This window comes from Planotetraspora mira, from assembly GCF_016863275.1.
GTDB classification, from domain to species: domain Bacteria; phylum Actinomycetota; class Actinomycetes; order Streptosporangiales; family Streptosporangiaceae; genus Planotetraspora; species Planotetraspora mira.
In genome coordinates this window covers 196,576-222,261 of sequence record NZ_BOOO01000033.1, presented here as the reverse complement: position 1 = coordinate 222,261, position 25,686 = coordinate 196,576, and the positions used below count along the sequence as shown (strand labels likewise).

The 25,686-nt window shown below is 71.1% G+C and carries 20 protein-coding genes and 1 riboswitch; of the genes, 10 read left to right on the top strand and 10 right to left on the bottom strand.

Going from position 1 to position 25,686, the window contains the following annotated elements; genetic code table 11:
• Positions 1-65: 65 nt before the first annotated feature.
• From Pmi06nite_RS27865 to Pmi06nite_RS27845, 5 genes are all read left to right on the top strand, one after another.
• A complete protein-coding gene (locus Pmi06nite_RS27865; protein WP_203956094.1) occupies positions 66-884 on the top strand; it encodes a carbohydrate ABC transporter permease in 819 nt (272 codons plus the stop codon).
• Positions 881-1,942 carry an ABC transporter ATP-binding protein gene (locus Pmi06nite_RS27860; RefSeq protein ID WP_203956093.1) on the top strand — a complete coding sequence of 354 codons (1,062 nt, stop codon included), beginning with the start codon at positions 881-883 and terminating at the stop codon, positions 1,940-1,942. The genes Pmi06nite_RS27865 and Pmi06nite_RS27860 overlap by 4 nt, the downstream gene beginning before the upstream one ends.
• 2 nt (positions 1,943-1,944) lie before the next feature.
• The gene (locus Pmi06nite_RS27855) at positions 1,945-3,198 is read left to right on the top strand and encodes a CehA/McbA family metallohydrolase (protein WP_203956092.1); all 1,254 of its coding nucleotides are present in this window, start codon (positions 1,945-1,947) and stop codon (positions 3,196-3,198) included.
• Between the two features lie 108 nt (positions 3,199-3,306).
• Positions 3,307-4,464, top strand: a complete 1,158-nt coding sequence (locus Pmi06nite_RS27850) for a Gfo/Idh/MocA family protein (protein ID WP_239114246.1) — start codon at positions 3,307-3,309, stop codon at positions 4,462-4,464.
• Positions 4,436-7,171 carry a glycoside hydrolase family 38 N-terminal domain-containing protein gene (locus tag Pmi06nite_RS27845; protein ID WP_239114245.1) on the top strand — a complete coding sequence of 912 codons (2,736 nt, stop codon included), beginning with the start codon at positions 4,436-4,438 and terminating at the stop codon, positions 7,169-7,171. Before Pmi06nite_RS27850 ends, Pmi06nite_RS27845 begins: the two co-directional genes overlap by 29 nt.
• 49 nt (positions 7,172-7,220) lie before the next feature.
• Here Pmi06nite_RS27845 and Pmi06nite_RS27840 read toward each other — a convergent pair whose 3' ends face one another.
• Positions 7,221-7,430, bottom strand: a complete 210-nt coding sequence (locus tag Pmi06nite_RS27840) for a ubiquitin-like protein Pup (RefSeq protein ID WP_203956091.1) — start codon at positions 7,428-7,430, stop codon at positions 7,221-7,223.
• 401 nt (positions 7,431-7,831) lie between these two features.
• Between Pmi06nite_RS27840 and Pmi06nite_RS27835 the strand changes: the two genes are divergently transcribed.
• Entirely contained in the window at positions 7,832-8,803 is a 972-nt protein-coding gene (locus tag Pmi06nite_RS27835) for a serine/threonine-protein kinase (RefSeq protein WP_203956090.1), read from the top strand.
• A gap of 2 nt (positions 8,804-8,805) precedes the next feature.
• Here the strand turns inward: Pmi06nite_RS27835 and Pmi06nite_RS27830 are convergent, their stop codons facing one another.
• The 5 genes from Pmi06nite_RS27830 to Pmi06nite_RS27810 all read right to left on the bottom strand — a co-directional run bounded on the left by Pmi06nite_RS27830 (position 8,806) and on the right by Pmi06nite_RS27810 (position 15,878).
• Positions 8,806-10,224, bottom strand: a complete 1,419-nt coding sequence (locus Pmi06nite_RS27830) for a cobyrinic acid a,c-diamide synthase CobB (protein ID WP_203956089.1) — start codon at positions 10,222-10,224, stop codon at positions 8,806-8,808.
• Positions 10,225-10,350: 126 nt separating this feature from the next.
• Positions 10,351-10,477: riboswitch (cobalamin riboswitch) on the bottom strand.
• Between the two features lie 85 nt (positions 10,478-10,562).
• Positions 10,563-11,132: a histidine phosphatase family protein gene (locus Pmi06nite_RS27825; RefSeq protein ID WP_203956088.1), complete on the bottom strand. Its 570-nt coding sequence runs from the start codon at positions 11,130-11,132 to the stop codon at positions 10,563-10,565.
• A 31-nt stretch (positions 11,133-11,163) separates the two neighbouring features.
• Positions 11,164-12,681, bottom strand: coding sequence for a depupylase/deamidase Dop (gene dop, locus Pmi06nite_RS27820; protein ID WP_203956087.1), 1,518 nt, complete (start codon positions 12,679-12,681; stop codon positions 11,164-11,166).
• A 365-nt stretch (positions 12,682-13,046) separates the two neighbouring features.
• On the bottom strand, positions 13,047-14,810 hold the full coding sequence (gene arc, locus Pmi06nite_RS27815) for a proteasome ATPase (protein ID WP_203956086.1): 1,764 nt from the start codon (positions 14,808-14,810) through the stop codon (positions 13,047-13,049).
• Positions 14,811-15,014: 204 nt separating this feature from the next.
• A complete protein-coding gene (locus tag Pmi06nite_RS27810; RefSeq protein ID WP_203956085.1) occupies positions 15,015-15,878 on the bottom strand; it encodes a tRNA (adenine-N1)-methyltransferase in 864 nt (287 codons plus the stop codon).
• Between the two features lie 163 nt (positions 15,879-16,041).
• On the opposite strand from Pmi06nite_RS27810, the gene Pmi06nite_RS27805 reads away from it, so the two are divergent.
• Positions 16,042-17,148, top strand: coding sequence for a GNAT family N-acetyltransferase (locus Pmi06nite_RS27805; RefSeq protein ID WP_203956084.1), 1,107 nt, complete (start codon positions 16,042-16,044; stop codon positions 17,146-17,148).
• 42 nt (positions 17,149-17,190) lie between these two features.
• Here Pmi06nite_RS27805 and Pmi06nite_RS27800 read toward each other — a convergent pair whose 3' ends face one another.
• Together Pmi06nite_RS27800 and Pmi06nite_RS27795 are read right to left on the bottom strand one after the other, a co-directional pair.
• Positions 17,191-18,453, bottom strand: a complete 1,263-nt coding sequence (locus tag Pmi06nite_RS27800) for an aminotransferase class III-fold pyridoxal phosphate-dependent enzyme (protein ID WP_203956083.1) — start codon at positions 18,451-18,453, stop codon at positions 17,191-17,193.
• A gap of 145 nt (positions 18,454-18,598) precedes the next feature.
• Positions 18,599-19,504, bottom strand: coding sequence for a carbohydrate kinase family protein (locus Pmi06nite_RS27795; RefSeq protein WP_203956082.1), 906 nt, complete (start codon positions 19,502-19,504; stop codon positions 18,599-18,601).
• 46 nt (positions 19,505-19,550) lie between these two features.
• Here Pmi06nite_RS27795 and Pmi06nite_RS27790 point away from each other — a divergent pair, with 46 nt between their 5' ends.
• Positions 19,551-20,150: a TetR/AcrR family transcriptional regulator gene (locus Pmi06nite_RS27790; RefSeq protein ID WP_203956081.1), complete on the top strand. Its 600-nt coding sequence runs from the start codon at positions 19,551-19,553 to the stop codon at positions 20,148-20,150.
• Between the two features lie 86 nt (positions 20,151-20,236).
• Here Pmi06nite_RS27790 and Pmi06nite_RS42690 read toward each other — a convergent pair whose 3' ends face one another.
• Entirely contained in the window at positions 20,237-21,769 is a 1,533-nt protein-coding gene (locus tag Pmi06nite_RS42690; RefSeq protein WP_203956080.1) for an FHA domain-containing protein, read from the bottom strand.
• Between the two features lie 261 nt (positions 21,770-22,030).
• Positions 22,031-23,200: a site-2 protease family protein gene (locus Pmi06nite_RS27780; RefSeq protein ID WP_203956079.1), complete on the bottom strand. Its 1,170-nt coding sequence runs from the start codon at positions 23,198-23,200 to the stop codon at positions 22,031-22,033.
• A gap of 210 nt (positions 23,201-23,410) precedes the next feature.
• On the opposite strand from Pmi06nite_RS27780, the gene Pmi06nite_RS27775 reads away from it, so the two are divergent.
• Both Pmi06nite_RS27775 and Pmi06nite_RS27770 read left to right on the top strand, forming a co-directional pair.
• Positions 23,411-24,277 carry a RecB family exonuclease gene (locus Pmi06nite_RS27775; protein ID WP_203956078.1) on the top strand — a complete coding sequence of 289 codons (867 nt, stop codon included), beginning with the start codon at positions 23,411-23,413 and terminating at the stop codon, positions 24,275-24,277.
• A 157-nt stretch (positions 24,278-24,434) separates the two neighbouring features.
• Positions 24,435-25,652 carry a sensor histidine kinase gene (locus tag Pmi06nite_RS27770; RefSeq protein ID WP_203956077.1) on the top strand — a complete coding sequence of 406 codons (1,218 nt, stop codon included), beginning with the start codon at positions 24,435-24,437 and terminating at the stop codon, positions 25,650-25,652.
• The last annotated feature ends 34 nt before the right edge of the window (positions 25,653-25,686 follow it).

Sequence of the window (25,686 nt, the reverse complement as noted above, 5' to 3'; positions counted from 1 at the left end):
CGAGACGCGACGAGGGAAGGCACCGCCGCGAAGAACCCGCGAGCGGTCGTGCCGGAGGCACGGCCATGACACGCCACGCGCTCGCGACGATCGGACGGGCCACGTTCCTCGCGGTCGTGCTGGGGTTCTTCTCTCTGCCGCTGCTCTGGCTCGCCTCCGCGCCGTTCGACGCGCACCCGTCGATCACGACGTCGCTGCCGGAGTTCACGTTCGGCAACTTCCGGTCCCTGCTCGACAACCCGTATGTCATGAGTTCGCTGCGCAACTCGCTCCTGCAGGCGGCCGGCAGTGCGGCGCTCGTGGTGGTCCTGGCGGCCCTGGCGGCGTACGCGCTCTCCCGGGTGCGGGTGCCCGGCAGGGACGCGCTCCTGTACGTGCTGCTGCTCCTGTCCTCCGTGGTGACGGGGACCGCGGCGATGGTGCCGCTGTTCGAGCTGGCCACGCGGCTGAACCTGATCGACACCCACCTGGGGGTGATCCTCACGCTGTCGGGCGGCCTGCTCCCGGCCGCGATCTTCATTCTCAAGGATTTCATGGACGGCACGCCCACGTCGTACGAGGAGTCGGCCCGGGTGTTCGGGGCGTCGCCGCTGCAGATCCTGCGGCACATCGTGATCCCGCTGGTACGGCCCGGCCTGGCCACGATCGCGGTGTGGGCGGTCGCCAACGTGTGGGGCAGCTTCCTGCAGCCCTTCATCCTGCTCCGCGATCCCGACAAGTCCCCCGGCGCGGTGATCCTCTACACGCTCTACACCGAGGGCGGCGCGCCGCGTCTCGACCTGATCTCGACGTTCTCGCTGCTCTACTCGCTTCCGGTGGTCGTGATGTACGTGTTCGTCAGCCGCAGGTACGGCTTCCGCTTCCACGGAGGGATCAAGAGGTGATCTCGCTCAGCGGTCTGACCAAGGAGTTCCCCGGAGGCGTCCGGGCGATCGACTCCCTCGACCTCGAAATCGGCGACGGCGAGTTCTTCGCCCTGCTCGGCCCCTCGGGGTGCGGGAAGACGACGTTGTTGCGGACGATCGCCGGCCTGGAAACCCCCACATCCGGAAATATCGGGATCGGGGGGGCCGACGTGACCGGGTTGCCCCCCGGACGGCGGGACGTCGCGATGGTCTTCCAGGACTACGCGCTCTTCCCCCACATGGATGTCACGTCCAACATCGCCTATCCCCTGAGGATCAAGAAGGTCTCCCGGGCGAGGCGGGAGGCCAAGGCGGCCGAGACGGCCTCCCGCCTCAGCCTCTCCGAACTGCTGGCACGCAGGCCCGCCCAGTTGTCCGGCGGCCAGCAGCAGCGGGTCGCCCTGGCCAGGGCCATCGCCAGCCGCCCCCAGGTGTTCCTGTTCGACGAACCGCTGTCGAACCTCGACGCCCGGCTGCGCCTGGAGGCGCGCACGTTCCTCAAGCGCCTCCAGCGCGAGCTCGCGGTGACCACCGTCTTCGTGACGCACGACCAGGGAGAGGCGCTCGCGCTCGCCGACCGGATCGCCGTCATGAACGCCGGGCGGATCACGCAGGTCGGCACGCCGTCCGAGGTCTTCCACCGGCCCGCCGACCCCTTCGTCGCCGGTTTCATCGGCTCCACCCCCATGAACCTGCTGCCCGCCTCGGCCGAAGGGGGCGAACTCCACGTCGCCGGCGCCGTGCTCCCCCTCCCGCGCGACATCGCGGACGGCCCTCTCCTGTACGGCCTGCGGCCGGAATATGCGGACTTATCACAATCCGCACTCATCGGGAGGCGGGACGCCTTCTCGGGGAAGGTAGCCGTCGTGGAGAATCTCGGCACCGCCCACCTCGTCACGCTCGAGTCGGGGGACCTGCTGATCCAGGTCGTCGTACCCGAGGGAGACGAGCCCGCCATCGGCGCCTCCGCCTGGGCCGTCCCCCGTCCCGGTCGCGCCCTCCTCTACCGCGACGACCGACTCCTCACGGGAGCCTGAGGATGGCCTGGATCACGGGAGCGCCCGGAGAGACGATCCGGGGGACGTGGACGCTCGACGACCGGATCTCCGGCCCGGTCAAGGAGGTCGCGTTCGAGATCCCGGCCGGCACCGCCGCCCTCACGGTGCGGCTCGGCCACGACAGCTCGGCGGGGGTGCTCGACCTCGGCTGCTCGGGCCCGGACGGCTTCCGCGGCTGGTCGGGCGGTGCCCGCACCGAGTACACGATCGGCCCCCTGTGGGCGACCCCCGGCTACCTTCCCGGCGACATCGAGCCCGGGGTCTGGCGGGTGCTGATCGGCCTTCATCGCATCCCCCTCGAGGGCATGCCGTACGAGATCACGGTGATCGCCCACCCGCGGCCGCCCGCCGCGCCGCGCGACCATCCGAGCCGGTGCAAGCGCGCACCCCGTGACCCGCACCGGCAGCCCGCCGCCACGCGCCGGGGCCTGCCCTCGCTCGACGGGTTCCACTGGCTGGCCGGGGACCTCCACGCCCACACGCATCACTCGGACGGCTCGCTCAGCGTCTACGAACTGGCGTGCTTCGCGGCCGACCGCGGCCTCGACTTCCTCGCCGTCACCGACCACAACACGGTCAGCCACCACGCCGACCTGGCCTCCGGGTCGGCGCTCGCGGGCATCCTGCTCGTTCCCGGGCAGGAGGTCACCACCGATCTCGGCCACGCCAACGCGCTGGGCGACATCGGCTGGGTCGACTTCCGGCGCCCGCCCGACGAGTGGGCCCGTGCCGTGGAGGACCGGGGCGGGGTGTTGTCGGTCAACCATCCGCTGGCGGCCGACTGCGCGTGGCGGCACCCGTTCGGCAGCCGGCCGAGGACGGCCGAGCTGTGGCACTGGAGCTGGTGGGACCGGACGTGGGGCGCGCCGCTCGCCTGGGGGCAGGCGTGGGCGGACGACCTCGTCGTCGTGGGCGGCGGGGACTTCCACCGGCCGGAGGACGGGCACCCGCCGGGGGCTCCCACGACGTGGGTGCTCGCCGACTCCGCGTGCGACGGCGCGGACAAGGTCGTGCGGGCGGTGGCAGACGGCCGAACCGCGGTGTCGGCGTCGCCCGACGGGCCGCTGCTGCTCCGGCACGGCGAGGAGTTCCTCGTGGCCGGCGGGGACGGGCTCGTGTTGTGGGGTCCGGAGACGCGGCGGGTCATCCGCGGGGACCGCGTGCTGGTGCCGGCCCGGCCGGGCGTCCATCGGCTCGAGACGCCGGTGAACGAGGTCATGGCCCTGTGCACCTGACCCCCGCCGCACCTGGCACGGCCTTTGCGGGAAGGCAGGCGTGATCACACCGGCATCGTGGGAAGGTCACGTGGCAGCCGGGGAAGCCCGCGTGATGGTGGGGGGACGGTGACGGGCGTGGACGTGGTGAAGGTGGCCGTCGTGGGCCTGGGCGTGGCCGGTCAGGTCGTCTACCTGCCGTTGCTGGCGCGGCGTCGCGACATCTTCCGGGTCTCCGCCGTCTGCGACCTCGACCGCGAGCACGCGGAGAACGTGGGGCGCGACATCGGCGCCACGGCGTTCGACGACCCGATCGTCATGATGGACAGGGGCGGATTCGACGCGCTGATCGTCTTGACCAACGGGTCCCACGGGCCGCTCGTGAAGGCGGCCCTCGATCGCGGCTACTGGGTGCTCTCCGAGAAGCCGCTGGCCTACAGCCTGGCCGAGCTGAAGGGCGTCCCCGGGGACGCCCGGCTCATGGTGGCCTACATGAAGCAGTACGACCCGGCGTCGCAACGCATGCTGGACGCGCTGCACGAGGCGGGCGGGGCGGCCGCGATCCGCCATCTGGACGTCACCGTGCTGCACCCGTCGGACGAGTCGCAACTGCTGTTCGCCCGGGCACGCGTGACGAAGCCCTCGCCCGACCGGCTGGCACCGTACGCGGAGGCCGACGAGCGGGCGCTCACCGCCGCGGTCGGGGCGTCGTCGGAGCGGCTGCGGCGCCTGTACGCCCGGGTCGTGCTGGGCAGCATCTGCCACGACCTGTCCCTCATGCGGATGTTCACCGGCCCGCCCGACACGGTGGACCACGTGTCGGTGTGGCCCGTCGACGCCTTCCCGCCGTCGGTCGAGGTGAGCGGCACGTTGCGCGGCAGCGGTTCCGGCAGGTACGGCATCCGCTGGCACCATCTGCCGAGCTATCCCGCCTACCACGAGACCGTGCTGGTGCACCACGAGCACGGCTCGCTGGAGCTGGAGTTCCCCTCCCCCTACCTCCTGAACGCCCCGACCACCCTCACCTGCCTGTCGCGGGTCGGCACGACCGAGCGGCGGACGGTCTACCGGGACGTGGCGGAGGCGTTCGAACGGCAACTCGTCGCCTTCCACCGGTTCGTCACCCAGGAGGAGCGCCCTCTCACCGGGCTCGAGGGCGCCATGGAGGACATCGTCACGGCCCAGCGGATCATCCGCCGCTACGCCGAATGGGCCGGCATCCCCATCAGCGGCGAATGCGTCGAGAGCGAGCGCACGCGTGAACCTGTTACCGACCCCCTCGGATGATCGTCCCGAGATCGTCGTCGTCCCCCACACGCACTGGGACCGCGAGTGGTACCTCCCGTTCCAGCGGTTCCGGATGGGCCTGGTCCGGATGCTCGACGACGTCCTGTCCGCGATGGACGACGACCCGGCCTACCGGTTCACCATGGACGGCCAGCTCGCCGCCGTGGAGGACTACCTGGAGATCCGGCCCTCCCGGCGCGACGACATCGTCCGCTTCGTCACCGAGGGCCGGTTCGCCGTCGGTCCGTGGCTGATCCTCGCCGACGAGTTCCTCTGCTCCGGCGAGACCCTGATCCGCAACCTCGAGTACGGCATGCGCGGCTCGGCCGCGCTCGGCGGGGCGATGCGCGTCGGCTATCTTCCCGACCAGTTCGGGCACTGCGCCCAGATGCCGCAGATCCTGGCGTCCGCCGGACTGCGTCACGCCTGCCTGTGGCGCGGGGTCCCGGCGCACGTCGACCGGGACGCGTTCGTCTGGACGGGCGCCGACGGCACCACGGTGACGACCAGATACCTGCCCGGAGGGTACGGCAACGCCGTCGCGCTCCTCAGCGGCCCGCCCGAGGGCCTGCCCGACCGCGTCGCCGCCTTCGCCTCCGCGATGGACGGCTGGCGCTCCGACGCCCTGCTGCTCGCGATGTACGGGGCCGACCACTCGGCCCCGTCCCGTGAGATCACCGCCGCGGGACTGCGCGTCGCGACCCTCGGCGAGTTCATGGACACGGCGGCAGGCGCCGCCGACGGCGGCCTTCCACGGGTGACCGGCGAGCTGAGGTCGCACGCGCGGGCCAACATCCTGCCCGGCGTGATCTCCGCTCGCGTGGGGCTGAAGCAGGCCATGGCCCGGGCCGAGCGGGTCATCACGCGATACGCCGAGCCGCTGTCCGCCCTGTGGCTCACCGACCGCACGGCCTCCGCGCGACTGCTCGATCTCGCCTGGCGGCGCGTCATCGCGTGCAGCGGGCACGACTCGGTGACCGGCTGCGGCGCCGACGAGACGGCGCAGCAGGTGGCCGCCAGGATCGCCGAGGCCGAGCAGATCGGTCAGGCCGTCGTCGACCTCGTCGGATCGTCCCTCGCCGCGTCGGCGGGGAAGGACGCGACCGTGGTCGTCAACCCCTCGCCGTTCGAGCGGTCCGGCCTCGTGCTCGCCGACCTCCCCGAGCACAGCGCCGCCCTCGTGGGCCCCGACGGCCGGGCCGTACCCGTCCAGCGTCTGGAGCACGCCCCCACGCTCCTGGACGAGACCGTCATGGACGACCTGGGACGGTTGCTCGGCCGCGTGCACGAGCGGGAGCTGTTCGGCCACGAGATCGTCTCCTGGGCCGTGGAGCGGCCCCGCGAGGACGAGGGCGGCGTGTTCACCGTGACGGTCAGCCGCCACGCCTCGGGGGCGTACGCCTATGAGGACCTCCGCCAGGCGATCCTCCGCGCGGGGCCGGGGCCCTGGGTCGTCAGGACCCTGGCGGAACCGGTCGTCACAGTCGCCGCCCATGTCACCGTGCCGCCTCTCGGCCGTTCGGTGCTGACCGCGCGCGCTCCGGTCTTCGGCGGCCCCCGTGCGGGCCTGCCCGCCGGCGCGATCCTGGAGGAGGAGGCTGACGGGGCCACGCTGGACAACGGGCTGCTACGCGTCCGGGTCGCCGCCGACGGCACACTGTCCCTGCGGAGCGCGGAAGGAGTCGAGGTCCACGGGGTCGGACGCGTCGCTCACAGCGGAGACGTGGGAGACACCTACAACCACGCCCCTCCGCCGCAGGACCACGTGACGGACGTCCCCACTCACGTGTCGGTGGAAGAGGTGCACACCGGGCCGCTCGTCTCGGTGCTCGACGTCGTCCGGACCTACGAGTGGCCGGCGGACGAGCGCGCGGCCTCCCAGGTGACCACCGGCGTGCGGACCAGGGTGGAGTTGCGGGCGGGCGAGCCGTACGTGCGGTGTGAGGTGTCCATGGACGTCGTCTGCCGGGATCACCGGATCAGGTGGCACGCCCCGCTGCCGTCCGGGGCGGCCGAGTCGTTCGCCGAGGGGCAGCTCGCCGTGGTCCGGCGTGGCCTGACGGCCGAGGGAGGCGGCGGAGAGGAGCCCGTGCCCACCTTCCCCGCGGAGTCGTTCGTCGCCGCGGGCGGGCTCGCGGTCTTGCTCGACCATGTCAGCGAATACGAGCTCGTCGGCCACGGAGCGGAGGTCCCGCAGGTCGCGAGGGAGCTGGCGCTGACGCTGGTCAGGTCGGTGGGCCTGCTGTCCGCCAATCGCAATTCCCACCGGGACGAGCCCGCGGGGCCGCAGGTGGCGACTCCCGCCGCCCAGTGTCCGGGGCCGTTCTCGACGCGCTTCGCCGTCCTCCCCTATTCGGGGGCCTGGCACGAAGCGGAGTTGCCGCGTCTCGCGGAGGAGTTCCGGCACGAGTTGCTCGCCGTCCCCGGCTCAGGGCCCTCAGTGGCCGCGTCCGCGCGGCGGGGACTCATGATCAGCGGTGACGGGGTGATGATGGCGGCGTTGCGGGAGAGGGACGGATGGCTGGAGATCCGCCTGGTGGCCGAGCATCCGGTGGCCACCGAGGCCGTGATCCACGGGGGGTTCACCGGCGCGCGTCTCGCCGACGCGCTCGGTTCCCCCGCCGCCCCGCTGGATGTCGCAGAAGGATCGGTACGGCTCCCGCTCCGTCCCTTCGAGATAGCGACCGTTCAGATGTCGTGGTTGTAGCCGGGCTCCCGCTCGATCGTCCGGCGGGCGCCCATCGTGGGACCCGCTTCTACTGCCCGCCCTTCTGGACGTAGCTCCGGACGAACTCCTCCGCGTTCTCCTCGAGAACCTCGTCGATCTCGTCGAGGATCGCGTCGACGTCGTCGGTGAGCTTCTCCTGACGCTCCTGGACGTCCGGGGCCGCCTGCGCCTCGACCTCTTCGACGTCGTTCTCCTGGCGGCCGGTCTGCTTCTGACCGCCGGTGTCCTTGGTCGCCATGGGTGCTACCTCCGCTACTCGGGGATGTCCCTCTCCCTATATTTTCCCCGAACCGGACGACAATTCGCGCGGAAGCCCCCACGATCTTTCTCCCCGGCCCGGGGACGTCCCGCCAGACAACCCTCTGCGTACCCCGAGCGCAACCCCCTGACCGGATAGCAGAGCTATCCGATTCTCCGGCGGCACCGGCCCTGGTCACCCGGTCCGAACAAGCTCGTTTACCCGAGGGCGCCGGTCGGAGTAAGCCCGAGAGCAGGCACAATGATCTCGGCACCGGCCTGCTGTAGATCGGATCGTTATGCCCGCCACACCGCCGTCCGGCATTCGGCGGCATCCGTCCGGACCACAATGTGCAGAGATCTCGGGCCCACGGGGGCGGCTGGAGCGCGGACGGGGAACTGATGGGAACAGATCGGGCAGGAGACCTGCTCGGGGATCGGTACAGGCTCGTGTCGCCCTTCCACCGGGAGGACGGCGGCGTCATGTGGCGGGCTCACGATTTGCGGCTCAAGCGTGACGTGGTGGTCAGGGAGGTACGCCCGCCCGCCCACATCGACGGATCCGATCTCCCGGCCGCGCGGCTCCACGCGCTCGGTGAGGCGCGCTCGGCGGCCCGGCTGGCCCATCCGGCGATCGTGACCGTGCACGACCTTCTGGAGGACCACGGCCGGATCTGGATGGTGACCGAACTCCTGCGCGGCCTCACGCTGAAGGAGACGGTGCGGCACCTGGGCAGGCTCCCGATCCACTGGGCGGCCTGGGTCGGCTTCCAACTCCTGGCCGGGATCCGGTACGCCCACGCGGCCGAGGTCCTGCACGACGGCATCAGGCCGTCCAGGGTCCTGCTGACCGAGGAACGCGTGGTGCTGACGGGATTCGGGTTCGCCACGCCGGAGAACATGCCGGCGGCGACGGCCCCGTCGCCGTACACCGCGCCTGAGCGGTTGCTCGGCCGCCGGCCGGACCAGGCGTCCGATCTGTGGTCGTTCGCGGCGACGCTGTACTACGGCGTGGAGGGCAGACCCCCCTACCCGGCCGATGAGGTCCGTTCCGGCCGGGCGGGCGAGCCTGAGGCCGTCACGGCGGCCTCAGGCGCATACGGCGACGCCGGGAGCGCTCCCGAGGACGCGTCCGCGGACCGGCACGGAGGCTCGGTCCTGACCGCCGACGATCGCGGGGAGCCGGACCCGCCCCGCAAGGCGGGGCCGCTGCGCCCGGTCCTCGAGGGCCTGCTCCGGGTGGACCCGGACAGGCGGCTGACGGCCGAGGCGGCCACGGCCCTCCTCGTGGAGCTCTTGAAGAAGGAGGGCATCGCGGCCACGTTGCCCGGACGCCGGGCCGAGTCGCCCCTGCCGCCCTCCTTTACAAAGTAGATTCATTTGTTCGCCGGGTGGTGCGCCGCCGCGGCGACGAAGCGGGCCGCGAGCCGGGGACTTCCCGCCCAGTGCAGGTGCAGATAGGACGCCAGGACCCCGCCGCCGGCGTATCCGTCGGCCCCTCCCCGCCACCGGAACACGGGCCTTTCCGGCGGCTCGCAGACCGTCCGGTGGAACTCGTGTCCGCGGAACCGCTCACCCTCCCTGGTCAGCACCGTGTCGCGGACGGCGACCGCGTCGCGGTACCCGAGCGTGAGCCTGGCGGTCATCCGCGCCGTCGTGTCGAGCACGCCGCACATCGGGAGCCCGTCGAGCTCACGACCCAGGTAGAGAAGCCCGGCGCACTCGGCGGCGATCGGCCCGGTGAAGCCCGCCACCTGCTCGCGCAGCGGCACGTTGGCCGACAGGGCACTCGCGTAAACCTCGGGGAAGCCGCCGGGCACGACGATGCCCCGCGTGCCCTCAGGCAGCGCCTCGTCGTGCAGAGGGTCGAAGGTGACGACCTCACCACCGGCCGCCTGGAGAAGCTCCACGTGCTCGGCGTAGCCGAACGTGAACGCCGCCCCGCCCGCCACCGCGATCCTGGTCCCGCCGCCCTCCGCCACCGCCTCGCCCTCTCGTACCGCCTCGCCCTCTCGTACGGCCTCGCCCTCTCGTACGGCCTCGGCCGGCGACCACGTGGGCCCCGGTGAGGCGGGAGCCGATCGGGCGAGCCGTACGAGCCCGTCGAGGTCGCAGGACCCCGCCACCAGGTCGGCGAGCAGCCCGGCGGTCCTGACGGCCTCCGCGTGCCGCTCCGCCACGGGGATCAGGCCCAGGTGACGGGACGGGGTCTCGATCTCCGCGGCCTTCCTGATCGCGCCGAACACGGGGACTCCGGCGTCTTCGAGGGCCCCGCGGCAGATCTCCTCGTGGCGGTCGGAGGAGAGCCGGTTGAGGATGACCCCGCCGAACCGGATCCGGGTGTCGTACGACGCGAACCCGTGGACGAGCGCGGCCACCGACTGGCCCTGGCCCGCGGCGTCGACGACCAGGACGACGGGGGCGTCCAGCAACCGGGCGACGTGGGCCGTCGAGGCGTAGTGGCCGTGCCGTCCCGCGGCGGGCTCACCGGGGCTCGTGGCGACGCCGTCGAACAGGCCCATGACGCCCTCGATGACGGCGATGTCCGACCCGGCCGAACCATGCCGGAACAGGGGGCCGACGAGGTCCTCGCTGGTCAGCCATGGATCGAGGTTCCGGCCCGGCCGCCCGGTCGCGAGGGAGTGATAGCCGGGGTCGATGTAGTCGGGTCCCACCTTGTGCGGGGACACGCGCAGGCCCCGCGCGGCCAGGGCGGCCATCAGACCGGTGGCGACCGTGGTCTTGCCCGTCCCCGAACCGGGTGCCGCGATCACGAGCCTGGGCATGCCGCTCATCGCGGGCTCGCGGCCGACGGCCCGATCGGTGACGGGGGCGACGGCGGACTCGGCGGCATGCTCGAGCGCACGGGTGATCCATTCCCGGGGTCCTCGCCCCGATCGGGTAGGGCTGCCGCGGCGGGGAGTCTCCCGGCTCCCGGGGGTCGGCGCTCGTCCCGAGCCTTCCGCCCCTCAGGGGTCGTGGCCGTACGGGTGGGGTGAGCTTCCCGGTCACGGTTGCGGGACAGTCGCGGATTCCCACCGCGTTCCTTCCACGCCGCCGCCCGAAGTGTACGACGTACGGCCCCACGGGCCGGGGTCAGGTGCGCCGCCCCGTGATCGGCCGGCGCGGGCGGTCAGGCGCCCGCTCCGAACCGCAGGTTCCACCGTCCGCTCCTGCCGGTCAGCTCGGACCGGCTCAGCGGCTCGACGTCGATCCGCCAGAACGCCGCCGGCGGAGTGCCGAGTGCGTGGACGATCACGGCGCGGATCACGGACGGGTGCGTGACGGCGACCACGCGGCCCGGAGGCAGGCCTGTGAGCCAGCCTGCCGCCCGATCAATCACGTCGGCGACCGATTCCCCTCCGTGGGGCGCCGCCGCCGGGTCGGCGAGCCAGCGGCTCACCCCATCGGGGTCCGCCGCCTGGACGTCGGCCAGGGTGCGGCCGCGCCATGCGCCGAAATCGCAGTCGCGCAACTGCGGGGCCGACTCGGCGGCGAGGCCCAGCGTCTCGGCCGTCTGGGCGCACCGGATCTCGGGCCCCCGCAGCGCGAGCCCGTCCGTGCGGGCGGCGCCGGCCTCTCGGGTGGCGCCGGCCGGTCCGTCACGAAGGCCGCGCGCCTCCACCGGCTCGTCCTCGGGGAACGACGCGGCCGCCATCGCCGGGGTGAAGGCGTGACAGACCAGCAGCAGGCGTGTGGTCATCGCTTCAAGGAGTCGTCCGGCCGCCGAGGGCTCAGCTCTCGCCGGTCAGAGCGGCCACCAGGTCGGCGGCGGTCCTGCATCGGTCGAGGAGGTCGCCCACGTGCGCCTTGGTGCCGCGGAGGGGCTCCAAGGTGGGCACCCGCTGCAGCGACTCCCTGCCGGGGATGTCGAAGATCACCGAGTCCCACGACGCGGCGGCCACCGACTCGCTGTACTGACGCAGGCAACGGCCGCGGAAATAGGCGCGGGTGTCGTTCGGCGGCATCTCGATGGCCCGCTCGACCTCGTCCTCGGTCACCAGGCGCTGGATGCGGCCCCGGGCGACGAGCCGGTTGTAGAGGCCGCGCTCGGGCCGGATGTCGGAGTACTGCAGATCGACGAGCTGGAGGCGCGGGTGGCTCCAGGGCAGGTTGTCGCGGGTGCGGTAGCCCTCGAGAAGCTCCAGCTTGGCGACCCAGTCGAGCTCCCTGGACAGCTGCATCGGGTCCTCGGCGAGCCGGGTCAGCACCGACTCCCAGCGGTTCAGCACGTCCTTGGTCATCTCGTCGACGCTGGAGCCGTAGCGGTCCTCGACGTACTTGCGGGCCTGCTCGAGATACTCCATCTGGAGCTGGACGGCCGTCATCTTCCGGCCGTTGCGCAGCGCGATCTCGTACTTGCAGGTCGGGTCGTGGGACACGGCCCGCAGCGCCGCGACCGGCGACTCCGCCGACAGGTCGTTGGTGAGGAAGCCGTCCTCGATCATGGCCAGGACGAGCGCCGTGGTCCCCAGCTTCAAATACGTCGAAATTTCCGACATATTGGCATCGCCGATGATGACGTGGAGGCGGCGGTACTTCTCGGGGTCGGCGTGCGGCTCGTCACGCGTGTTGATGATCGGCCGCTTGAGCGTGGTCTCGAGGCCGACCTCCACTTCGAAGAAGTCGGCCCGCTGGCTGATCTGGAAACCCTCGCCACGCGAGTCCTGCCCGATCCCGACCTTGCCCGCGCCGCAGACGACCTGGCGGGACACGAAGAACGGCGTGAGATGGCGGACGATGTCGGCGAACGGGGTGGCCCGGCGCATGAGGTAGTTCTCGTGGCAGCCGTAGGAGGCGCCCTTGGCGTCGGTGTTGTTCTTGTACAGCTGAATGGGGGCGTTGCCCGGCATGCCCGAGGCGCGGACGGCGGCGTCGTGCATGACGCGCTCCCCCGCCTTGTCCCAGATGACCGCGGCACGGGGGTTGGTGCACTCCGGCGTGGAGTACTCCGGGTGGGCGTGGTCGACGTAGAGCCGCGCGCCGTTGGTGAGGATGACGTTGGCCAGACCGAGGTCCTCATCGGTCAACTGGCTCTGGTCAGCCACCTCACGGGCCAGGTCGAACCCACGGGCGTCACGGAGCGGGTTCTCCTCCTCGAAGTCCCATCGAGCGCGCCGGGCCCGAGCGGCCGACGCCGCCAGGTACGCGTTGACGACCTGCGAGGAGGTCACCATCGCGTTGGCCCCTGGCTGACCGGGTACGGCGATGCCGTACTCGGTCTCGATGCCCATCACCCGCCGAACCGTCATGCGCACCCCGCCTGTTTCAGGCTGTCGTTCCGCCGTTATATCCCCGAGCCTAGCCCCTTCTCTATGCCCGGCTGCCAGACAGTTACGGCACCGATGCCTAGGGAGTTTGTACCGGAACGGGCGGCTGGAGCGGGGAGACGGCCTTCCACACGGCCGTACGCCACGGGTGGAGGCGACCGCCGGGACCCGCCCGGCGGACCGCTGACCAGCGAGGGAGGAGGCCGCCCGGCGTCCCCGACCGGCGCCGGGTGAGGACGAGGAAGCGGCGCGGTCCGCTGGGGGACCGCGCCGCTCCTCGTGTCACGAGTTTCGCCGGATGACGGAAGTGACCGAAGTTCCTCCGCCTTCCTCTGAGGCTGCAGCGCTCAGAGGTACTGACCCGTGTTGGCCACCGTGTCGATCGACCGGCCGGCCTCCGTGCCCTGCTTGCCCTGGACGAGCGTGCGGATGTAGACGATCCGCTCGCCCTTCTTGCCGGAGATGCGGGCCCAGTCGTCGGGGTTGGTGGTGTTGGGCAGGTCCTCGTTCTCGGAGAACTCGTCCACGCAGGCGGCCAGCAGATGCGCGATCCGCAGACCCTTCTGCCCGGTCTCGAGGAACTGCTTGATCGCCATCTTCTTGCCGCGATCCACGATGTTCTGGATCATGGCTCCGGAGTTGAAGTCCTTGAAGTAGAGGACTTCCTTGTCGCCGTTGGCGTAGGTCACCTCGAGGAAGCGGTTCTCCTCGCTCTCGGTGTACATCCGCTCGACGACCCGCTGGATCATGCCCGCGATCGTGCCCTCGCGGCTGTCGCCGTGCTCGGACAGGTCGTCGGCGTGGAGCGGGAGCTCGGTGATGATGTACTTCGAGAAGATGTCCTTGGCCGCCTCGGCGTCCGGCCGCTCGATCTTGATCTTGACGTCCAGGCGGCCGGGCCGCAGGATCGCCGGGTCGATCATGTCCTCGCGGTTGGAGGCGCCGATGACGATGACGTTCTCCAGGCCCTCGACGCCGTCGATCTCCGACAGCAGCTGGGGGACGATGGTGTTCTCGACGTCGGAGGAGACGCCCGAGCCGCGGGTCCGGAAGATCGAGTCCATCTCGTCGAAGAACACGATCACCGGGGTGCCCTCGGAGGCCTTCTCCCTGGCCCGCTGGAAGACCAGGCGGATGTGCCGCTCGGTCTCACCGACATACTTGTTGAGAAGCTCGGGACCCTTGATGTTGAGGAAGAAGCTCTTGCCGGACTGGCCGGTCTTCTCGGCGACCTGCTTGGCGAGGGAGTTGGCGACGGCCTTGGCGATCAGGGTCTTGCCACACCCGGGCGGGCCGTACAGCAGCACCCCCTTGGGCGGGCGGAGCTTGTGCTCCCTGAACAGGTCGGCGTGCAGGTAGGGCAGCTCGATCGCGTCCCTGATCTGCTCGATCTGCCTGCTGAGGCCGCCGATCTCCTCGTAGGAGATGTCGGGGACCTCTTCGAGGACGAGCTCCTCGACCTCGGACTTGGGGATCCGCTCGTAGACGTAGTTGGAACGGGGCTCGAGCAGGAGCGAGTCGCCGGCGCGGATCGGCTGGTCGAGAAGGGACTCGGCCAGCTTGACCACGCGCTCCTCGTCCGCGTGCGAGATGACGAGCGCGCGCTGCCCGTCCTCCAGGAGCTCCTTCAGCATGACGATCTCGCCGACGTCCTCGAAGCCGAGGGCCTCGACGACGTTGAGCGCCTCGTTGAGCATGACCTCCTGGCCACGCTTGAGGGACTCGACCTCGACGGCGGGGCTGACGTTGACCCGCAGCTTCCGGCCGCCCGTGAACACCTCGATCGTGCCGTCTTCCCTGGCCTCGAGGAACACTCCGAAACCGGACGGCGGCTGGGCCAGCCGGTCGACCTCCTCCTTGAGGGCGACGATCTGATCCCTGGCCTCCTTGAGGGTGGAGACCAGCCGTTCGTTCTGACTCGTGAGGGCCGCCACCTGGGCCTGTGCCTCATGGAGACGCTCTTCGATGACCCTGGCCTGCCGGGGTGACTCGGCCAGTTTCCGGCGCAACGCGGTGATCTCCTCCTGCAGGAAGGAGACCTGTGTTGTGAGATCCGCGACCTCCCGTTCGCGCTGCGCGGCTCGAGCCTCAGCGTCGTCGCGAGCTGCCACGCCCCGTCACCTCCTTCCCCGTCGAGAACGACTACTCAAGACCCTACCTATCTTGGCGCTGTACGTAACCTGGCCGGGCAGTGTTCGTGTAGTTACATTGGGTGTTCGCCGTTTGATACCTAATTGTGCGTTTATTCTCGCAGCATAAGGAACACACCCTTATGTTCCCGTGTCACGGGGCTTTGCCCGTTTGTAGCTGAATCGTCACCCTGTTTCGGTACCCTCCCCATATGCCCCCTTCGCTGGGCGCCGGCGCCGTGGCGGGGGCGTGACACCGTCCGCCATGCGACGGGCGGTGACGAGGAATCCCGTGTGGCCGACCATGCGATGGTCCGGCCGTACGGCGAGGCCCTCGACATGCCAGTCGCGAACCAAGGTCTCCCACGCGTGAGGCTCGGTGAAACTCCCGTGTTCTCTGAGGGTCTCCACGGTTCTGGACATCTGCGTAGTGGTCGCCACATAACAACAAATAACTCCACCCGGAGTCATGGCCTTGGCGGCCGCGTCGACGCACTCCCACGGCGCGAGCATGTCGAGGATCACGCGGTCGACGTCCACCTCGTCGAGCGCGGCGACGAAGTCGCCCACGACCAGCCGCCACTGGTCCACGGGACCGCCGTAGAACTTCTCCACGTTCTTGGTCGCGACCTCCGCGAAGTCCTCCCGCCGCTCGTACGACGTGACCGAGCCCTCGGGCCCGACCGCGCGCAGCAGGAAGCAGGTGAGCGCTCCCGAGCCGACGCCCGCCTCGACCACGCGGGCGCCGGGGAAGATGTCGGCCATCCCCACGATCTGCGCGGCGTCCTTGGGGTAGATCACCGCCGCGCCGCGCGGCATGGAAAGGGCGTAGTCGGCCAGAAGGTGGCGGAACGCCAGATAGTCGGTGCCGCCCGAGGATCGGACGACGGAGCCCTCAGGCCGACCGATCAGCTCGTCGTGCGGGATGGACCCCTTGTGCGTGTGGAAGACGCCGCCCTCTTTGAGCGTCACCGTGTGCCGCTTGTTCTTCGGGTCGGTGAGCTGAACCTGATCTCCGGCCTGGAACGGGCCGTGCCTGCGAAAACCCATGGTGAAAAGGCTATCGGGCATTGCCGGTACGGCTGCCGCCCGCAAGCCGGATATAGGACGATATACGTGGATACTGCATAACACAGACCGGCGCCTCACCGGGAATGCCCCGGGAGCTGGAAATCTATTGGCCCCTTCCCTGGCCCGCTGGTAGCAATGGTGCATGTTGCCCCGCGAAGTCCTCCAAGCAGGTCCAGTGATCCTCCGCGTCCCCGAGGAGAAGGACGCCGACGCGATCGCGCGAGCGTACGCCGACCCACAGGTGGCCAGGTTCGTCCCCTTCGTGCCGCTGGAGTACGACCGTGAGGACGCGCTGAACTGGATCGCGGCGGCGCAGGTCGTGTGGGACGAGGGCGGGGCCGAGTTCGTGATCGCCGACCGGGACACCGGCGAGGTCCTCGGCGCCGCGCTGCTCAAGCCGCCCGACAGGTTCGGCAACAGCGAGGTCGGCTACCTGCTCGCCCCGTGGGGCCGGGGCCGCGGAGCCGCGACGGCGGCGGTCCGCGCGCTCACCGACTGGGGCTTCGCCCATGGCATCCCCCGCATCGGGCTGATCACCGACGTGGAGAACATCCCGAGCCAGTCGGTGGCCTACCGGTCCGGATTCACGCGGGAGGGAGTGCTCCGCGAGGAGTACGCCACGCGGGACGGCTCCCGGCACGACTCGATCGCCTTCGCCCGGCTGGCGGGCGACCCCGGCGATCCGATCGACCCCTTCCTGCCGTTCTTCCCCGGCGGCCACCCCTCCGGTTCGCTGACCGACGGCGTCGTACGGCTCCGGCCGCTCACGCCGGGCGACACCGACGAGTACCACGCGATGCAGTCCGACCCGCAGATGTACAAGTTCAGCGTCCCGCCGGAGGCGCCCTCCTACGCCGACAGCGTGATGCGGTGCCGGTACGCGGGGATGTGGTGGCTGGCCGGTCAGCGGGTCGAACTCGCCGTCCGGTGGGCGGAGACGGACGCCTTCGCCGGGCATCTCCAGCTCACGGGCGTGCTGCCCCCGCTGGGCCAGGCCATGGTGGGGTACAGCCTCCTGCCGGACTACCAGGGGCGAGGTGTCATGACCAGGGCGGTGGACCTTCTCGCGACCTGGGCGTTCGAGCACACGGGGATCCGCCGGCTCGTCGCGGGGACCGCACCCGACAACGTCGCCTCCCACCGGGTGCTCGAGCGCGCGGGCTTCGTCCGCGAACTCCTGGTCAAGGACCTGCTCCCCGGCCCGGACGGCACACGGATCGACGACGTCCAGTGGGCGCGGACCCGCTGATCGCCGTCCGCGCCCGCCGTGCCCCGTCCGGCCGGACGGGGATCAGTCGGCGCCGAACGCGGCCCTGAGCTTGGCGAAGGCCGCGTCGGTGCCCTGGAGCGCCCGGTCGATCTCGGCGTCGGTGTGAGCGGCCGACAGGAACCAGTTGTGCCACGCGTGGAGGAAGACGCCCTCGTCCAGGCAGGCCCCGGCCCAGTGCATCGCCTTCTCGAGGGTCTCGTCGCCCTCGAAGGACAACCAGGGCACCTGCACGGGACCCGTCTGCTTCACCACGAACCCGTGCGAGGCGGCCTGCGCGGCGAGCCCCTCGCGGAGCCGGGTGCCCGCCCGGTGCATCAGCGCCACCCCGTCCTCCTCCCGGAGGATCTCGATCGTCGCCGTGGCGGCGGCCATCGCGGTCGCGGAGAACCAGAACGAGCCGGTCGAGTACAACGTCTGGGCCGCGCCGCGCAGCGCGTCCGCACCCGTGACCGCGGCGATGGGGAAGCCGTTGGCCATCGCCTTGCTCCAGGCCGTCAGGTCGGGACGCACTCCGAGCGGCTCCCACGAGCCCCGCAGGTCGAGCCGCCATCCGGCGCGCACGTCGTCGATGACCAGGGCCGCGCCGAGCCGGTCCGCCAGCGCGCGGATCCCGCGGGCGAAGTCCGCCTCGGCCAGTTCCTGGTCCTCGAACGAGTCGTGCTTGAACGGTGTGACGAGGATGGCGGCGACGTCGCCCTCGGCCTGCGCCGCCGCGGCCTCGGCGGACGCGAGGTCGTTGTAGGTGAACTCGATGGTGTCGGCCCGCTGGTTGGGGGTCACGCCGGAAAGGCCGGGCGTGCACCACGGGTCTGCGCCATGGTAGGAACCGTGGGCGACCAGCACCTTGGTCCTCCCGGTGGCCGCCCGGGCCACCATCAGGGCCTGCGTCGTCGCGTCGGTGCCGTTCTTGGAGAACATCGCCCAGTCCGCGGACGGGATGAGGTCCACCAGGAGCTCCGCCAGCTCCACCATGACCGGGCCGGGCCCGTTCAGGCAGTCGCCCGTCGCCTGCTGCGCCGCGGCGGCAGCCTCGACCCGCGGATTGCGGTGGCCCACGATCATCGGGCCCCAGCTGCACATCAGGTCGACGTACTCCTTGCCGTCCGCGTCCCACTGCCGGGCGCCTTCGGCCCTGACGAAGAACTGCGGGTACTTCTCGCCGTGCAGGGCCGCGTTGAGGTGGCCGTACATGCCGCCGGGGATGACCTTGGCGGCGCGCACGCGCAGGGAGGCGTCACCCGCGGCCGCGTGGCCCGACCCGAGGTCGCTGGACAACTCACTCATCTGATGACTCTTCCCTTCAAAGCATGACATTTCAGATCATGGTGCTGGTCGGGTGGGCCACCCACGGCGTACGGCACAGCGGACGGCCTCGCAGACGGCCTCACGGAAGGTCTGGCGGACGGCCCGGCGACGGCACAGCGGACGGTCAGGGCGCCTCGACGGGCTCGTCGAGGCCGGCGTCGGATCCGAGGCCGCCGGCCACCCGGGCGGCGACCGCCGTTCCGAGCCTGGCGGCGCCGACCACGTCGCGGCCGCCGAGCAGCCCGGCCACGAAGCCGGCGCAGTACGCGTCGCCGCAACCGGTGGTGTCGACCACGGGCACGTCGAGCGCGGGGACGCGCGTGTGGCCGGACGCGGTGGCGACCAGGCTGCCCGCCCCGCCGAGCGTGATGAGGGCGCCCTTCAGCCCTTCGGCGAGCAGGGCCTCCGCGGCCGCCTCCGGGGTGTCCGCCCCGGTCAGCATGAGGGCCTGCTCTTCATTGGGCAGGAAGTAGTCGATGTGGGGCAGGAACGCCCGCACCGCCGGCATCAGATCGGGCATGTTGGACAGCAGGTCCATCGTGACCACGGTGCCGTTCTCCCGGATCTTGTCCAGGAGCGCGAAGAACGCCGGGTCGTGGAGGCCCCATGTCACGTCCATGCCGCCGAGGTGCACGATCTCGGCTCCGGCGATCCGCTCCTGATCGAGGTCGGCCAGGGACAGGCCCAGATTGGCGCCGGGAACATGGAAGGACGGGCGTCCGCCGTCCGGACGGATTGGCAGAATGGAGGCCGCGGTCTGCTCGCCGGGCTTGCGGACGACACCGCCGACGTCGACGCCATGCCGCTTCATGATCATGACGAGGACATCACCCAGGTCGTCGTCGCCCACCGCGCCCAGAGAGACGACGGGGACGCCGATCTTCGCCAGGTCGACCGCCGTACCGGCGGCCGCGCCTGCGGCGGTGATGCGGACCTGCTCCACCAGATGCGTGTCCTGGCCCTCCGGTATGGACTCCACCGGACGCGCCAGGACGTCCACGATGTGAACGCCAAGTGTGACAACCGACATGTGCGGATAATAGACGGGCGACCGACTAAAACAACAGGGGGGCCGCATGCCGAAGATCGTCAATCACGAGGAACGCCGCGACGAGGTCGTCGCGGCCGCCCGCCGGATCATCCTGCGCGACGGGATCGAGGCCGCCACCACACGGGCCATCGCGAAGGAGGCCGGATACTCCAACGGTGTGCTGACCCACTACTTCGCCGACAAGGACGACATCCTGGTCTCGGCGCTGGAGTCCTCCCACCGCCGGATCGCCGATCGGCTCGCGCGGAAGTTGTCGGGCCGCGGCGGCCTCGAGGCGCTCCAGGAGGTGCTCGTCGACAACGTGCCGCTCGACGCGGAGCGGGCGATGGAGACGGGCCTCGAGATCGGGTTCTGGGGGCGCAGCCTGACCAGCCCCGACCTGCTGGAGGTCCAGCGGCGTGAGGCGGCGGAGTTGCGCTACCTCGTGGTGAGCCTGCTGCAGTCGGCCGCCGAGGCCGGGCAGATCCGTACGGACGAGGACCTGGACGACGTCGCCGAGCGACTGCTCGCGCTCGTCGACGGGCTGAGCGTGCATCGCCTGCTCTATCCGTCCAGGATCACCGAGGAGCGACTGGAACGGCTCATCCTCGGCGAGCTGGACCGGCTGCGCACCCAGATCCACTAGATTCGCCGAGCTCGCCGGGACCGTGCCCTTCGCGCGCCGGGCCGTCCGTAGGCCCGGGGACGCGCTCGGTCCCCGGGCCGTCCTTCTCAGGCCCCTCGGTGGGCCTCGTAGCGCATCGTCCGGGAGACGCCGACCCGCACGGTCGTGCCCGGATGGATCGCGACCTCCTCCTCCGGGGGGATGTCGTAGAAGTTCGGGTCGCCGGGCGGCTGGATCTGGGTGCCGTTCACCGATCCGAGATCGATGAGGTTGACGTCCCAGCCGTCGAGCGCGACCCGCAGGTGGCGACGCGACACCGAACCGTCAGGGCTGGTCACCCTGACCGGACGGGCCTTGCCGGTCTGCACCTCCGCGGCACGCTCGGGATCGCGCCCCAGGACGTAGTCGGAGTCCAGTTGCAGCGTCATCCCGTCGTCGAGGACGAGCACCCCGAGCGGCGGCCGCGACCCCTGGTAGGGCACCACCGACCGCTGGTCGATCGCGATGCCGCAGACCGCGCAGTACGGCACGCGCGGGTCGTTGAAGTGGTCGTTCTTGCAGTCGACGCCGAAGACCATCGGCCCGGATCCGGGCTCGGAGCCGGGCTCGGGAGAGGTGTCGAACTGCGTGGCGTCGGGGATCTCCCGGCCGAAATCCTGGGGCGGCTCACGGCCGGCCTCGGGCCCGGGCAGGTCGAACGGCCCGCTCGGAGGGCCGTCCTGCCGGAGGTCGGACCGCTGGCCGTGCCGACTCTCCTCACGCGGCCCGTCGAGGGGCGTCCACTTGTCGGAGAGCGGCGAGGGTCCCGGTGGGGGCAGGGGCGGAAGGGGAGGCAGCTGGGAGGCCGGGGAGATCGGCGACGGGCCCGACAGGGGGTCGAGCGGGTTCGGCCCGGGCGGACCAACCGGTCCCTGGCTGTGCGAACCGGGCACCGGCTCCGGGGGCGGTCCCGCCGGAGGCGCGGGTGGCAGCGGCGGAATGGGCGGCAACGGCGGCGGGACGACCGGCTCACGCGCGGGGAGCGGATCCGGAGGCCCGATCGGCGGGAACGGGTTCGGCTGGAGGTGGGGCGACGGCACGGGGGGCGCACCATGCAAGGACGGCAGTTGCGGCACGCGCTGCGGCAGCGGCGGCGGCGGCGCGGCGTCGGCTCGCTGCGTGAGATCGAGTTCGATGCCCGCTCCCGGGACCACTCCGCTGTCGAGCCGTGCGAAGGGACTGGCCTGTCCCGCACCCGGCAGCCTCAGATCGATCTTGGCGATCGGGCCGCCGATGAGCCGATCGGTCCAGGTGAGAGCCTCCCGGCCGGCCAGGCGGACGTCTCCGTCCGGCCCTCCGGACACGATGGCCGTCGCCGTTCCGCTGACGAGCACGGCGACGCCGCCTCCGGCAGGCCCCGCGACCGCGCAGGGCACCGGTTCCCCGGCGATCGACCTGTCCATCGCCCGGGCGAGGACCTGGGCCACCCGGCGGGCCAGGGCCCGGCCGTCACCGCCCGTCGCCGCGGTCTCCCGCAGCGCCGCCAGGAACTCCCCCACCTCCTGCTCGGCGGCAGCGCAGACGAGCAGCAAACCGTTCAGATGGGCGACCACGCCATCTCCCGGCATCGGGCGGATCAAGCCCACGCCCTGTTCCGTCACAGAACTCTCCCTCCCGGATACCCCGGAATCGCCACCTGACCATCGGTACCCGGCCCGGCCCACCGGCCGACGTCGCGGCAACCGGCCCGCGGGACGACCCACGGGACACGGAACGCGGCGGCTGATGGCACCGGATCGATCATCCCAGAACGTAGCAAACCAATGGTGAACGCCGTTCCTGAATCTACGCTGCCGGAGGCACGGGACAGAACGGCCCCGGCGGTCAGGCGACCATGACGGCGGAACCTCGCTGCCGCGCCGTCAGACCCCGGTGAACACACGGTTGACATCCGCCGTGGCCAGCACACCGTAGATCTCGCCACCTTGCTCGACCAGCAGATACTCCGCCGCGGGGGTGCCGCGCATGGCGTCGAGGAGGGACTCCCCCTCGAGGTCGGCCCCGAGGACCAGCGACGGCTCCAGCGTCCGTGACAGCGAGCCGACCGTGACCCACGGCCTGCGCTGTTCCGGGGTGGCGTTGATGGCCGCCTCGCTGACGATCCCGACGGGCCGCCCTTCGTGGTCGACCACGACCATCGCGCCCGCTCCGGCGTCGCCCGCGCGGCGCAGCGCCTCCGACAACGGGACCTCCGCGGTCACGGGGAAGGCCCTGCGCGCCAGAAGACGCGCCCGCAACTGCGGCAACCTGGTGCGCACTCGCGCGACCTTGAGCGACTGCGAGGCGCCGATCCAGATGAAGGACGCGAGCAGGATCGACCAGAGCATGTTGCCGGAAAAGGGATTCTGACCGGCCATCACGGACGCCAGCAGGGGGAGCGCCACGATGATCACCGCGACGGAGCGCCCCACCCAGGCCGCGACCAGGGTGCCGCGGGTCGAGTCCTTCGTCACCTTCCACACCCCGGCCCGCAGCAGGCGCCCTCCGTCGAGCGGCAGCCCGGGGAGCAGGTTGAAGATCCCGACGATCAGGTTCGACAGCCAGAGCTGCCAGATCAGAACCGGCAGCAGCCCCATCGGCGGATTCACGGCCATGTGAAGCGGATTGACCGATCCGTCCACGAACAGGACCGCGGAGACCGCGTAGCCGACGGCGGCGAGCCCCAGCGACAGCAGCGGTCCGGCGAGGGCCACGTTGAACTCGCGGCCGGCCGTCTCCGGCTCACGCTCGATCTCCGAGACCCCGCCGAGCATGTAGAGGACGATCCGGCGCACCGGCAGGCCGTAATGCTTGGCGACCACGCAGTGGGCCAGTTCGTGGAGCAGGACGGAGGCGTAGAGCAGGACGGCGAAGACCAGCGCGACGGCCGAACTGCCCACGACCCCGTAACCGGGCAGGCTCACGGCGAACACGTCCTGGAAGGTGAAGGTGATGAAGGCGGCCACGATCAGCCACGTCGGCGAGACGTACACCGGAATGCCGAAAGGGCTCCCAATCCGCAGCCCCGGGGACTGGTTGGCAGGTGTACTCATGTTTCGCCGCCTTCTCTCCTCGATCTCGATGCTACGCGCCGCCGAGGTGAGATCAGCCTATGAGTTCGCGCGCGATCCGCGAACCCGGACCGTCCCTCGAGTCGCCTTCCGTCCCAGCGCCGCGCTCCCCCGCGCCTGCTTTCGCGTCCCGTACTCCGGCCTCCGCTCGTCGTCTCCGTGGTTGTCGGCTCCGTGGCCTACAGTGCGGGCATGACCCTCGCCGAAGAGCGCGCGATCATCGGCGCCCTGTCCCCCTCACGTGCCGGTGACTTCATGACCTGCCCGCTGCTCTATCGGTTCAGGGTGATCGACCAGCTGCCCGAGCGGCCCTCCCCCGCGGCGGTGCGCGGCACGCTCGTGCACGCCGTGCTCGAGCGGCTGTACGACCTGCCGGCCGAGGCGAGGACGACCGCGGCCGCGCAGGATCTGCTGGAGCCCCAGTGGGAGCGCCTGCTCACCGAGGAGCCGGAGTACGCCGGGCTGTTCGAGACCGACGAGGAGCGCGCCCAGTGGCTCGCGCAGGCCAGGACGATGGTCGAGCGCTACTTCACGCTGGAGGACCCCCGGCTGCTCGAGCCGGCCGAGCGCGAGATGTACGTGGAGACCGTGCTGGAGAGCGGCCTGTTGTTGCGTGGCTACATCGACCGCCTGGACGTGGCGCCGACGGGCGAGATCCGGGTGGTCGACTACAAGACGGGCACGGCGCCCCGGCGTGACTTCGAGGCCAAGGCGCTGTTCCAGATGAAGTTCTACGCACTGGCGCTGTGGCGTCTGAACGGGACCGTCCCGAGGATGCTCCAGCTGATGTACCTGGGCAACGGGGAGATCCTTCGCTACACGCCGGACGAGGCCGACCTGCGCGCCACCGAGCGCAAGGTGCAGGCCCTGTGGGAGGCGATCGAGCGGTCCGTCCGCACCAAGGAGTGGCGGCACCGTCCCTCACGGCTGTGCGACTGGTGCGACCACCAGGCGCTGTGCCCCGAGTTCGGCGGCACGCCGCCGCCGGTGCCCGACCACCGGCCCGGCACGTCGTCACGGGGCCGCGGCAGGCCGCGGTCGGCCACCGACGAGCTCTGAGACGACCGGCGACGGCGGTCGCCCCCGGACGGACGTCGGTGACCCGCGTGTGAGTGACCTGCCGCCGGGCCTGTGATGCGTGTCTCCTCCGTGCGAAGGAGGCGGATATCCCCCGCACGCAGGGTTGCTCTCTCCCGTCACGACCTAAATTTGATACGTGCGCACCACCCCCGCGAATCCGCGGTCCTGGATCCGAGTTCTTCCTCCGATCAGCGACTCGGTCCTCGCGGTGGTGCTGACGGCGGCCTCACTGCTCTTCATCCTGCTGACGGGCTCCGAGACCTTCGCGGGCTGGCAGGACGTGCCGCCCGTCGCGGTACGTGACCCCGACTGGATCAGCCTGTTCGGGGCGGCCCTGTGCACGCTCCCGGTGGCGTTCAGGCGGCGCTGGCCGTTCGTGTTGCTCGTGCTGACCGGCGTTCCCGAGATGGTCCTGAACGGGCTCGGTTACAACGCCGGGCTCGGCGGCATCGGCGGGCTCGTCCTGCTCTACACCGTGGCGGCCTATCGGGGCCTCGCGCTGAGTCTCGGTGCGATCGCCGTCTACCTCATCGGAACCGCAGTCTGCGTCGCCATCGGGCCCCAGCCGATGTCGTGGATGGATCAGCTCGTGGTCCTCGTGGTGATGATCCTGTGCTGGGTCATCGGGCGCAGCGTACGGCTGCGCCGGGCCTATCTGGCGGAGCTGACCCAGCGGGCCGACCGGCTGGAGCGTGCGCGGGAGGCCGACACGCGGGCCGCCAGGGCCGAGGAGCGCTCACGCATCGCGCGCGAGTTGCACGACGTGGTCGCCCACCATGTCAGCGTCATGACGGTCCAGGCCTCCGCGGCCCGCAGGATGCTCGACGCCGACCCCGCCGTCGCGCGCGACGCGCTCACCGCGATCGAGGAGATGGGGCGCACCGCGATGGCCGAGATGCGCAACATCGTCGGCGTCCTGCGCACCGACGGCCCCGCCGAGCGCGAGCCGCAGCCGGGCATGCACGACCTCCCCTCGCTGGTCGAGCAGATGCGGGAGGCGGGCCTGCGCACCCAGCTCTGGGTCGAGGGCGAGCGGCTCGGCCTGCCTCCGGGGCTCGACCTGGCCGCCTACCGCCTCGTCCAGGAGGCGCTCACCAACAGCCTCCGCCACGCCGGCCCGGCCGCCCGCGCCTGGGTCACCGTGCGGCAGGAGGCGGGCGAGCTGACGGTCCACGTCGAGGACGACGGAAGGGGCGCCGCGGCGGAGCTCGCCCAGCCCTCCAACGGGACGGGGCACGGCCTCGTCGGCATCAAGGAGCGTGTGGCGCTCTATGGTGGAGTCCTGAGGATCGGCCCCCGTGACGGAGGCGGATTCGAGGTCCGGGCCCGTTTCCCCCTCAAGGACAGACCATGACGATCAGGGTGACCCCCTTCACCTCTCACCCCGC

Bases quoted from the DNA above. Each gene is read 5' to 3' on its own strand.
- Pmi06nite_RS27800 (WP_203956083.1), bottom strand. From the start codon at position 18,453: ATGAGTGAGTTGTCCAGCGACCTCGGGTCGGGCCACGCGGCCGCGGGT.
- Pmi06nite_RS27825 (WP_203956088.1), bottom strand. From the start codon at position 11,132: ATGACCACACGCCTGCTGCTGGTCTGTCACGCCTTCACCCCGGCGATG.
- Pmi06nite_RS27805 (WP_203956084.1), top strand. From the start codon at position 16,042: ATGTTGCCCCGCGAAGTCCTCCAAGCAGGTCCAGTGATCCTCCGCGTC.
- Pmi06nite_RS27840 (WP_203956091.1), bottom strand. From the start codon at position 7,430: ATGGCGACCAAGGACACCGGCGGTCAGAAGCAGACCGGCCGCCAGGAG.
- Pmi06nite_RS27830 (WP_203956089.1), bottom strand. From the start codon at position 10,224: ATGAGCGGCATGCCCAGGCTCGTGATCGCGGCACCCGGTTCGGGGACG.
- Pmi06nite_RS27790 (WP_203956081.1), top strand. From the start codon at position 19,551: ATGCCGAAGATCGTCAATCACGAGGAACGCCGCGACGAGGTCGTCGCG.
- Pmi06nite_RS27795 (WP_203956082.1), bottom strand. From the start codon at position 19,504: ATGTCGGTTGTCACACTTGGCGTTCACATCGTGGACGTCCTGGCGCGT.
- Pmi06nite_RS27810 (WP_203956085.1), bottom strand. From the start codon at position 15,878: ATGGGTTTTCGCAGGCACGGCCCGTTCCAGGCCGGAGATCAGGTTCAG.
- Pmi06nite_RS27855 (WP_203956092.1), top strand. From the start codon at position 1,945: ATGGCCTGGATCACGGGAGCGCCCGGAGAGACGATCCGGGGGACGTGG.
- Pmi06nite_RS27835 (WP_203956090.1), top strand. From the start codon at position 7,832: ATGGGAACAGATCGGGCAGGAGACCTGCTCGGGGATCGGTACAGGCTC.
- Pmi06nite_RS27780 (WP_203956079.1), bottom strand. From the start codon at position 23,200: ATGAGTACACCTGCCAACCAGTCCCCGGGGCTGCGGATTGGGAGCCCT.
- Pmi06nite_RS27775 (WP_203956078.1), top strand. From the start codon at position 23,411: ATGACCCTCGCCGAAGAGCGCGCGATCATCGGCGCCCTGTCCCCCTCA.
- Pmi06nite_RS27865 (WP_203956094.1), top strand. From the start codon at position 66: ATGACACGCCACGCGCTCGCGACGATCGGACGGGCCACGTTCCTCGCG.
- dop (WP_203956087.1), bottom strand. From the start codon at position 12,681: ATGACGGTTCGGCGGGTGATGGGCATCGAGACCGAGTACGGCATCGCC.